This window comes from Agathobaculum ammoniilyticum, assembly GCF_025567315.1.
Classification (GTDB): Bacteria; Bacillota; Clostridia; order Oscillospirales; family Butyricicoccaceae; genus Agathobaculum; species Agathobaculum ammoniilyticum.
This window is the reverse complement of sequence record NZ_JAOQJE010000025.1, coordinates 3,160-14,125: the sequence shown is the minus strand read 5'-3', so window position 1 is coordinate 14,125 and position 10,966 is coordinate 3,160. Positions and strand designations below refer to the sequence as shown.

The window sequence follows — 10,966 nt, the reverse complement described above, 5'->3', positions numbered from 1 at the left end:
AGCCGTTTTACCCGTCTGCCGCCCATGATAAATTTTTCTCTATTTGCACCGCTTTTGGCGGTTACACAAAATTTGGGATTGCCCCAGAGGCCTTTGCGCAAGGGATTCCAGGAGTACGCGGTTGCGTATCCACGCAATCCTGGATACGGTTCGGATATTACGTTCCACTGCCTTCCAGTTCGTCCCATATCTCCTGGCAACATCAGGATAAAGCCATTTTGTTACCAACAGAAGCCTGTCTTGCCGTTCCATACACAGAGACACTGCGTAGGTAGTATGAAGAAACCCCTTATAATTCGCGGTTACTCCAAGGCTGTACAACAGATCACAAGTCGCATTTAGGTAGGGCAAGGTTTCATCTCCTTTTGCTTTATACAAGTTCATCCCCTTCTTCTGGCTGGATCCGCATAAATGTTTCCATCGGGACATCCAAAGCCACGGCTACTTTACAGAGAAGACATGCGGATGGGTTTGTCTTCTCACCGGTCTCCAAGGCTCGTACATGGCGAATAGAAGTGCCCATTTTTACGGCCAGCATCGCTTGTGTCTTGCCTCGGTCTTTGCGTACTTCGCGCAGTTTTGCTCCATCAAAGCTTGCTTCCATTTTCCTCACCTCCCTTCATGCAAAGCATAAGGGATGGAAGGGATTACCTGTGAGGCTCTGTAGTTCCCCTTTGGTGGAAAATGTCGAAAAAAATGGACCGGCCTTTCGGTCAGTCCATTAAAAAACCTATATTGTAGAGTCCTCCTGGCCCCTGCGATATTGCACCGGAACAAGATCCGGCGTCAGTTTTGTGGCCCACTCTCTGTCAGCCACGGCCATAGATGGCGCCCTGGACAGCACATAGACCAGATACCGGTATGGGTCAAGGTCGTTTTCCTTGGCCGTTTCAATCAGGCTGTAAACAATGGCGCTGCTCTGGGCCCCGCCTTCCGTATTTGCAAACAGCCAGTTCTTCCGCCCCATCACAAAGGGTTTCATACTCCGTTCTGCCCGGTTGTTGCTTATTTCCAGCCGCCCGTCCTCCAAAAAGCATTTTAGATATGGCCACTGCTCCCGCAGATAATACAGCGCCTTTCCCAAAGAGGACTTGGGCGGGGCGGTTTTTGTTTCCGCCCATGCCAACAAAGCGTCCATCACCGGTTTGGACCGGATCAGACGCTGTTTGTACCGTTCTTCCGGCGGCAGATCCGCCAGTTCCTTTTCAATGGCGAAGAGAACATTGCAGTATTGCAGTCCCTCCAACGCCGCGCAGCCCGTCTGCTGCTCTTTTGGCAAGGCGTTCACCGCTTCGTCAAACTTTCGCCGCAGATGCGCCCAGCAGCCAACCACCCGGATGTTCTCCGGCAATCGGTGGTAGCCGGAATAACCATCAGCATGGAGCCAGCCCGTAAAGCCCTTGAGGAACGCCTCGGCATTCTCCGCCTTTCGGCTCTGCTGGTACTCATACAGGACAATGGGGTGCCCGGCGTCTCCACCGGTCCGGTACAGCCACATATAGCACTTGCTCCTGGCCGTCCGCCCTTCCAGTTTCAGCACCTGCAGAGTCGTCTCATCCGCGTGGAGGACCTCTCGCTGAAGCAACTGTTGGTGCATCTGGTCATAGATGGGCCGCAGCCAATCCTCCGCCACCCGCAACACCCAGTTGCTCATCGTCTGCCGGGAGAGCATCACCCCAGCCCGATTCCATTCCTGTTCCTGCCGGTACAGCGGAGCGTACATCACAAACTTTTGGACCATGATATGAGCCACAGCCTCTGGGGAGGCGTAGCTGCCTGAGATCAGGGGAGGCTCTTTTTCGGCTTTCAGGACAGGTGTTTCCGTCCCCGTCTGCTTGCAGTTCTGGCAGGCGTATGTAAAATAAACATCTTCCCGGATCTTCACCTGGGCGGGGATCATCACCAGAGTACGGCGAACCTCACTCCCAATCTCCGTCATGAGTGTACCGCATTCAGGACAGTTACGCTCAGACTCCGGGACACGGTGTTCTACCACCTCAACAGGAACATTGTCCGGCAGTACCTCCTCCACACGGGAAGACCGCTTCTGCCGGGTGTGGGCAACAACCTTGCTCTCCGTTACGGAAGTCCTTTTAGCAGACAGCCACGCTTCCGTTTCATCAAACATCAGGCTCAACTGGCCTGCCAGTTCTTCCTTCGTCTGCTCGGACGATGCCCCATAGACTTTCTTTTTGGCAAGACGCATCTGCTCCATCAGCCAGTCCAGCTTCTGGTTCAGCTCGTCTCTTTCCGCCTTCAGAGACTCATATTCCGCACGGGAAATGGTCACCATTTCCGTGTTGCTTGTGATAATATTCACTTCATTTTTCATATTCTCATTATAACACAAAACCCCTTAAAACACCCGCATTTCAAGGGATTTCGAGGAAAATAGCATCCAATTTTTCAACGCTATATCATACTCAGGCCAGTCACCGCTTTGTGCGCTTTGGGCTGTTCGATCTTTAATCCTTCCATAAGCCAGCGGTACTGCTGGCCTGTCAACTGGCGCGCCTCATCTCCGTTCCGCGGCCACTGGAAGGCGCCTGCTTCTAACCGCTTATATACCAGAACAAATCCATCCCCCTCCCAATACAGCCCCTTGATCCGATCCCGCCGGTAACCGCAGAACAGGAACAGCGTATTGCTGAACGGGTCCAGATGGAACTGCTGCTGTACCAATGTCGCCAGGCCGTCGATCCCTTTCCGCAGATCTGTGTACCCACAGGCTATATACACTTTTTCCGCGCCGCGAAAATCATTCAGCATGGCACACCGATCGGCAGATCGCCTCTATCACCGGCAGCTCCACTCCCGCATAAATCTCAACTTCTATCCCTCGCCCCTTTACCACCACTGTTACTGCCGACTGTTTCCCCTCTGGAGCAGTCTGAAGAAGCTCCCTGTTCCACATCCCTTCCTTCCTCACTCTCAGCTCTACAAATTCAGCCGCCTTTTTTTCTGCCGGTACTCTTTCCACCCTTTTTATCCCGTGGCCACTTCGCTGCAATACTCTTTTCTCCCATCGGTAATACGTCTTTGTGCTGATGTCCCGTTCATCGCACCATCCCGTTACTGTTTGCCCGCTGCTCCGGCATTCCTGTACGAGCTCCGTCCATTGGGCCACTTGCTGCTCCCGATGTCTTTCCCGAATTGTCATTTTTCCCAGCTCCTCTGCTTCCTTTGACTTCCCTTAATGCTATCCACTGCAACTTTTATCCTTATTTTCTCACACTCTACCTCTACCAACAATCCGTTGCTTTATTTGACGCTTACCCGCTGTGCGGCGTAGCGCCGGTCCGCTACAATAACGGTATAACCGTTACGGACAGGAGGACGCCAATATGCCGCAATACACAATCGACGAGGAACAGCTCACAAGTTATGCCGCCCATTTGCAGGAGCAGGAACGCGCCCCGCAGACCATACAGAAATATATCCACGACCTGAACGCCCTGCAAAGGTATCTGGCCGGAAAGCCGCTCACCAAGGCGGCGCTGATCGGATGGAAGGAGCACATCACCAGTATCTATGCCATTGCCACGGTAAATTCCATGCTGGCGGCGGTCAATTCCTTTCTCGCTTACATGGGCTGGCCGGACTGCCATATCAAGGCGCTGCGGCTCCAGCGGCAGGTGTTCCGCGATCCGGCAAAGGAGCTGACGCGGGAGGAATACACACGTCTGGTCTGTGCGGCCGAGACGGCGGGCCGGACGCGGCTGGCCCTGCTTCTGGAAACCATCTGCGCCACCGGCATCCGGGTAAGCGAAGTAAAATACATCACAGTGGAGGCGGTGAAAGCGGGCAGGGCGGAAATCTCCCTCAAGGGCAAGGTGCGGGTAATTCTGCTTCCGGCCAAGCTGTGCCGCAAGCTGCAAAAGTATGCGAAAAAGCAAAAGACCGCTTCCGGCGCGGTGTTCCGCACCAGAAGCGGCCGTGAGCTGTCCAGAAAGCAGATATGGGCGGAAATGAAGTCCATCTGCAAAAAGGCCGGCGTGGCGGCCTCCAAGGTGTTCCCCCACAATCTCAGGCACCTTTTTGCGCGCTGCTTTTACCGGGCCAGCCGGGATATTATCAAGCTGGCCGACGTGCTGGGACACTCCAGCGTCGAGACGACCCGTATCTATCTTCTCTCTACTGGCACAGAGCATCAACGGCACCTGGAACGCCTGCGCCTGATACGGTAAGGGACAAAAACATTCTTTTGCCCCCTTGCTTGTGGAGGCGTCAAATAGACAAAAACATTCTTTTGTTGCTGTTGCGCACAGCTATTCAGATTGCAGGCCGCAATTAACAGGGCAGTCTTGAAAAACAGGCGGCGGGAAAGCATGAAAATGAGGCCGAAAAAATTTGTGCATTTTTTCGGCCTGTTTGCCATGTCTAAATTTGACGGATTTTCTTGATATAAATATTACCAATATGGTATTATATATTTGTCTTACTACCCGCCGGTATGCTTTTGGACGGGCCGCGAAACAAAAGAATGTTTTTGTCCTGACACAGAACTTGAAAGAGGGAGGGGTGGAATACGATTCACCGGCCCGGGACGTATCCGGCAAGGGGAGCTTTTTTGAGCAGTAGGAACAAATAGAAAAATGAAGGGAGCGCAGCAAATGAAATGAAACAGGTAAACTTACGAAAGCGGGCGCTGTCATTCCTGCTCAGTGCAGCGATGCTTGTGGGCTTACTGCCTACCTACGCGCTGGCGGCGGACCCGCAGCCGGTGCCAACAGCGCAGCCGCAGACGGAAACCGCCACGGTTGAGGTGACGTACCCTGACGTGAACCGTACCAGCGCGGAGATCCGCTATCACAAGAAGGGGATTTCGGCCGATCCGGTCAATCTGATTTTTCTTGTGGATGTGGCCGTTACCGGACGGGAATCCCATGAAGAATTTGAACGCATGATGCGGACTAACGGCCTGAACTACATCTATGATTACGGCGTAAACTCCGACACGCGGCTGATCACCTACCAGAACACGGTGGTAGACAGCGGCGTTATAGGGAGCAAAAACGACCTGCTTGACGCCATAGATAAGCATGGCACGCCCAGACAGGGGGTAGCCAATGAGCCGGCGGCGCTGAAAAAGGCCATGGAAGCGGTAGAGGCAATGGACGACGGGAATCCAACCGTGGTCTTTTGGGTGCTGGGGGACCGCTTCGGCTGGAAAAACGAAAGCGAGATTGAGGAACAGCTAAAAGCCCTGTCTGGCAAGCTGGGAGAGGGCGACGCGCTCATTACATGGCAGCTCGCGGACAAGCCGAATGAGATGCTGGCGAAATACGCCACCCACCACGGCGAGGCCCATACCCCCGGCGCTGACATTGTGGCGGCACACGCTTCCCCTGACACAACCATTTTCAGGGATGAAATGCGGGCCGATCTGGAACAGGTGGTGCATGACCACTATCACGATATTGATTTTACCCTGCATCTGGACGGGAATCAGTCCGTGGTAAAGGCAATTAAAAACCGCTACTATGAATCGGACAGCGCCTATATTGACATGACCGCTGCCCCCACGGCGGACGGCAACGGCATCGACGTGCATCTGGAGCATGTATGCCGACAGGCGGACATTGATTTTGTGCTGGAAGTGGAACTCAATCCAGAGGTCTATACACAGGAAAAAGTGATTCAGGGCGGCAGCATCACCGCTCCGGCCGACCACTCCAACGGCGGCCTGCACACCGGCATATTTGACGACGGCACACTCTACGGCATGACGCTGACCTTGCCGGAGGTGGTCATTGACCGCCGCCAGAGTAAAATGATCTTCCAGACAGGCGGCGCGGAGGGAAGCGCGCCGGAAGCCATCCAGCAGCTTGTGGGAACGACCGTTACCATCCCCGGCGGCGAGGGGCTGGTGAACTCCGGCAGCAGCTTCGGCGGCTGGAACGTGGTAAGCGGCCCGAACAAAGGGACGCACTACAACACCGGACAGATTATCCCGATGCCCTCCAGCGATATGGTATTGGAACCCGCATGGGGCCATGTGGAGGTGGAACTGGAGCTGGGCAATGTAGATATTGCCGACCCGCCCGGAAACCAGATAGCGGATGATGCGAAGTTTAACCTTGGTGTGAGAGCGGATAACGGCGATATGATTAGCAGTAGTGATATTATAAGCCTCAGCGTCATAGACCAAGCGGTAACGTATGCCAAGGTAGAGGATGATAATGACCGGCATCGCGTCAAGCTGACCAATGTTCCAAACGCCGTCTACGCACGGCATGTCGGACAAACGGAGAACGACAAAGTAGTACTCTATCTGGTGCCACATCAAGCCCAGGGCGGAAAATACGAAGCGTATATCGCCGGACCAGATGGGGTAAAAGCACCCGAGGATATGACTGAGTTTATTCCTTATGATGATATTGAAACAGCGGATCTTCGCGCCTTGGATACATCCCAGGTTAGAATAATGGACAGAGTGTTTTACGATAAGAATTATTTACGGACGATAGATATAAGCGGATGGGATACCTCTCAGGTAACAAGTATGTCCTATACCTTTGCTGTTGACGGTGAATCGCCAGATAGGTCATCTCTTGAAGAGATTATCGGTATCGAATCCCTTGATGTCAGCAAGGTTGTTGATATGTCGGGTATGTTTTGTGGTATCGGTTACAATTATAATTCCAGTGGCCCAATATGCACCTTAAAAAGCCTTGATTTAAGCGAGTGGGATACCTCCAGTGCCGAGAATATGTCCTGCATGTTTAAGTGTATTGGCTTTTCAGGTTTTCTTAACCTGAGCAGCTTTGATACCTCCAACGTCACAAATATGAGCGGGATGTTCTATGACAAAGCAAACAATAGCTTTACGAGCCTTGATCTTGGGGATAACTTTGATACCTCCAACGTCACAGATATGAGCGAGATGTTCTTCCGCTGCGGTAAACTAACGAACCTTGACCTAGGAGATAAATTTGACACCTCCAACGTCACAAATATGAACGATATGTTTAGGGATTGCTATGGCTTGACGCACCTTGACGTAAGCAATTTTGACACCAGCGGTGTCACGGGTATGGGCAGAATGTTCTACGGGTGCAAGAGTCTGACAAGCCTTGACTTGGGAGACAAGTTTGATACCACCAGCGTCACGAATATGGACTATATGTTCTACGGGTGCAAGAGTCTGACAAGCCTTGACTTGGGAGACAAGTTTGATACCACCAGCGTCACGAATATGGACTATATGTTCTACGATTGTGAGAGTCTGACAAGCATTGACGTGAGCAATTGGGATACCTCCAGTGTCGAGACTATGGAGTTTATGTTCTGGAACTGTGATGGCCTGACAACGCTTGATGTAAGCGGTTGGGACACATCTGGCGTCCGGAATATGAATTCTATATTCGATGATTGTACTAACCTGACGAGCATTGACGTGAGTAAATGGGATACTTCCAGCGTCACGAATATGAACTGTACCTTCTACGGCTGTGACGGTCTAACAAGCCTTGACCTGAGTGGATTCAATACTTCCAATGTAACAGATATGGGCCGTATATTCGAAGGCTGTGACAGTCTGATGACCCTTAATTTGGGAAATAATTTTTATGTCTCTAACGTCACGGATATGGAAAGGATGTTCTGGGACTGCAAAGCCCTGAAAAGTATCACTGGCAGTATCAAACTGGGCGGGAACAATGCGGTACAGAATATGTCGGGTATGTTCTACAACTGTGCCCAATTGGAGAATATTCCCTTTGAAACACCAGAAAGCGGTGCTAAGTTTGACAGCCTCTCCAGCATGCAAGAGATGTTCTACGGTTGCACCTCGCTGAAATCCGTAGACCTGAGCAACTGGATTCTGCCCAACCTGACAGTTCTTACCAGCATGTTCAATGGTTGTGAGGCACTGGAAAGTGTAAACCTGTCATGGAAAAGGATGCGCGCCCAGGCAGAGGACCTTAGCCTTCACAACATGTTTGACGATGTTCCTGACAGCGCGACACTGGAAATCGGCAGCGACGCTGAATCAAAAGCCGCTATGGAAGCCATCGCGGCAAAGTTCCCCGGCAGCGTGACGGTGGACGGTGCGCCATGGGGCGGCGCGGATGTAATCAGCGACCTGCCCCAGCCGGAGCTTTCCCCGGTGGAAGAGCCTGCCCTGCCCACTGAACCGGAGCAGCCTGTGGAGATGCCGGAGCAGCCGGATAACCAGCCGGAACAGCCTGCGGAAACCCCAGAGCAGCCCACAGACGAACCCGGCACGGATACGGAAGCACCGGAAGCCCCCGAAGAAACGCCCGGCGAAAGCGAACCCCAGCCGGAGCCTGTACCGGAAGTACCCGATACACCGGAGAAACCGCCTGTTGAGGAACCGGAAGTAACCGAACCTCCGGCAGAGAAACCGACCCCTGATGAAGAACCGGCAGACGAACCCGCAGCCCCTGTTGAGGACATGCCCCCGGCAGAGGCTGCCCCTGTACCGCTGGCCGCTATGGCAAATGTCCGCAGCGTGGGCGTGTCCCCGCTTTCAACCTCGCTGAACAGCCAGAACGGCGATGCGGCAGTACAGGCCGCTGGGGATTCCTCTATCATCGTCCACGATGAAGCAACCCCGGCGGGCAGCAGCTTCACTTACCGCGTGCGGGTGAAATACGCGGGCAGTACGGGCGCGCAGAGCGGCCGCATAGAACTGGCTTTCCCCTTACCCGAAAAGGTGGCGCAATCCATAACCGAAACAGATATTGAAGTCAGCGATATTGAGTACAGCGACGGCTCCTCCGGCGGCTTCAAGGGCGGGCAGATTGTAAAGCAGCCCTACCTGGACGAATCTGATCCGAGCAGTCCCGTCCTGCGCGGCACCTTTGAGGGCCTTTATACCGGCAACGAAATCGAGATCACCATTACCTGTACCAACCAGAGCAAGGATGCAGGGAGCGACGGATACACCTACTGGGACGCTATCGCCTATGCGCAGGACAGCGCCGGTTCGGCCGTCTCCAACGTGTACCGCCTGTGGGATAAGGAGGACGGTACAAAGCCGGAGCCTTCTAACCAGCATACCCTGACCTATGCCTTTGCCGGTGAGGTGCCGCCCGACGCGGTACTGCCCCATGGCGGTGTATACACTTCGGGTAACACGGTGAGCATCGCGGCCAAGCCCACCACCAGCTATGACTATTATGAGTTCAGCGGCTGGGTACGCTCGGATACGCAGGCCACCGTCACCCCCGGCGAAACGGGCTTCTCCATGCCGGACAACGACCTGACCCTGACCGGCACATGGAAAATCAAAGAGGAAAGCGCGCCCAAAATCACGGTGACATACCAGTACACCAGCGAGAATGATGCGCAGCATGTACCCAACGGCGCGCCTGAATTGCCGGGCGAGATTGTCTCGGGCGACGGCGAGCAGCACGTCCATGCGCAGGAAATCATGGTGGGCGATAACCATGCCATCATTTCCATTCTGGAGCACGCGGACAACCACATCTTTGGCGGCTGGGTGCCCACCCTGACCATCGGCGGACAGGAAGTGACGTTGAGCGGCCCTGACCGTGACGGAGTTTATACCGGCACGCACAACGAAAAGACCTACACCATCAACACCACCGGCCTGCTTCACACCGAGCAGTTCCGTGACGCAACTGACGTAACAGTGGCGTTCAAGGGCGCATGGCGGCCCTATACCGGCACCATCCAGTTCGACGCCAACGGCGGCGAGGGTACGATGCAGCCCATGAAGAATGTGACATGGGATACCAAAACCCAATACCTGACGCAGAACCAGTTTACTTATCCCGTGGCAGGCTACACCTTTACCGGCTGGGCGACTGCCCCCTCCGGCAAGGTGGTCAAGGAGGACAAGGCCCTTGCGGACGGCCTGATTGACAAGGACGGCAAGACCGTGACCCTGTATGCCGTCTGGAAGCAGACCTCCTTTGAGGTCGGCTATGCCCTCTCCCATGTGACCAGCTCCAGTGCGGAGAAAACGGTTGCACGGGGCGGCACCTATGAAACCACCCTGACGCCGGAAAGCGGCTACGAAATGAAATCCGTGAGCATCCAGATGGGCGGCATGGAGCTGGCCTCCAATCCCTCCATCTATAATCCGGCCACGGGCAAGGTGAACATTACCGACGTGAGCGGCGATATTATCATCCGCGCCACAGCGGAAGCCAAGACCGAGCCGCCCACGCCTGTAAAGCACACCATCACCGTGAGCGTAACGGGCGGCACGGCCAGCCCCAGCGGCGCGGTGCAGGTGGAGGACGGCAAGGACCAGACGATCACCTTTACCCCCAACAGCGGCTATGAGCTGAAAAGCGTGACCGTGGACAATGCCCCGGCCAGCCTGACCGGAAACAGCTACACCTTTACCAATGTAACCGCCGACCACTCGATTGCGGTTGTCTATGAAAAGGATAACAGTGGCGGCGGTTCCGGCGGGGGCGGCGGTGGAGGTGGTTCCACCACCACTGACAAGTACCCCGTCCATGTGGAAACCGACGGCAGCGGCACAGCGGACTCCAACAAGGACAAGGCCGCGTCCGGTGAGACGGTCACGATCACCACGGAGGGCGTGGTGGAGAGCATCACCGCAACAGCCGACAAGACCGGAAAGGAAATCGCGCTGACCGACAAGGGCAACGGCAAATACACCTTCAAAATGCCCAGCTCGGCGGTCACGGTCAAGGTGCAGTTTGAGCAAAAGCCGGAGATTCCCAGTGTGGCCGACCCTGACGGCACCGGCGTTTCCTCCATGCTGAACACCAGAGAGCACATAGCTTACATGGTAGGCTATGAAACCGGAAACTTCGGCCCGGCAAACAACATCACCCGCGCCGAGGTGGCGCAGGCGTTCTACCGCCTGCTGCTGGACCAGAGCCACAGCCAAAGCCCGTCGTTCCCCGACGTGGCTGCGGATGCGTGGTATCACGAGGCGGTTGTGACATTGGCGGCAAAGGGTATCATCACCGGCTATGAGGACGGTACGTTCCGG

7 protein-coding genes are annotated in these 10,966 nt (G+C 54.6%); 2 read left to right on the top strand and 5 right to left on the bottom strand.

The genetic code is table 11. The features are described 5' to 3' along the window. Nucleotides 1-39: 39 nt before the first annotated feature. From OCV66_RS15010 to tnpA, 5 genes are all read right to left on the bottom strand, one after another. Nucleotides 40-384: a sporulation initiation factor Spo0A C-terminal domain-containing protein gene (locus tag OCV66_RS15010; protein ID WP_147574612.1), complete on the bottom strand. Its 345-nt coding sequence runs from the start codon at nt 382-384 to the stop codon at nt 40-42. Further along, nucleotides 371-604: a helix-turn-helix domain-containing protein gene (locus OCV66_RS15005; RefSeq protein ID WP_054328537.1), complete on the bottom strand. Its 234-nt coding sequence runs from the start codon at nt 602-604 to the stop codon at nt 371-373. Before OCV66_RS15005 ends, OCV66_RS15010 begins: the two co-directional genes overlap by 14 nt. A 126-nt stretch (nt 605-730) precedes the next feature. Further along, a complete protein-coding gene (tnpC, locus tag OCV66_RS15000; RefSeq protein WP_262564854.1) occupies nt 731-2,293 on the bottom strand; it encodes an IS66 family transposase in 1,563 nt (520 codons plus the stop codon). A 119-nt stretch (nt 2,294-2,412) separates the two neighbouring features. Then, nucleotides 2,413-2,769: an IS66 family insertion sequence element accessory protein TnpB gene (gene tnpB / locus OCV66_RS14995; protein ID WP_147574611.1), complete on the bottom strand. Its 357-nt coding sequence runs from the start codon at nt 2,767-2,769 to the stop codon at nt 2,413-2,415. Further along, on the bottom strand, nt 2,759-3,160 hold the full coding sequence (tnpA, locus tag OCV66_RS14990) for an IS66 family insertion sequence element accessory protein TnpA (RefSeq protein ID WP_147574610.1): 402 nt from the start codon (nt 3,158-3,160) through the stop codon (nt 2,759-2,761). The genes tnpB and tnpA overlap by 11 nt, the downstream gene beginning before the upstream one ends. 184 nt (nt 3,161-3,344) lie before the next feature. On the opposite strand from tnpA, the gene OCV66_RS14985 reads away from it, so the two are divergent. Continuing rightward, nucleotides 3,345-4,187 (top strand): tyrosine-type recombinase/integrase, encoded by an 843-nt coding sequence (locus tag OCV66_RS14985; RefSeq protein WP_054328505.1) that lies wholly within the window; start codon nt 3,345-3,347, stop codon nt 4,185-4,187. Nucleotides 4,188-4,618: 431 nt separating this feature from the next. Beyond that, on the top strand, nt 4,619-10,966 hold a 6,348-nt coding region (locus OCV66_RS14980; protein ID WP_147574609.1), incomplete at its 3' end, for a BspA family leucine-rich repeat surface protein.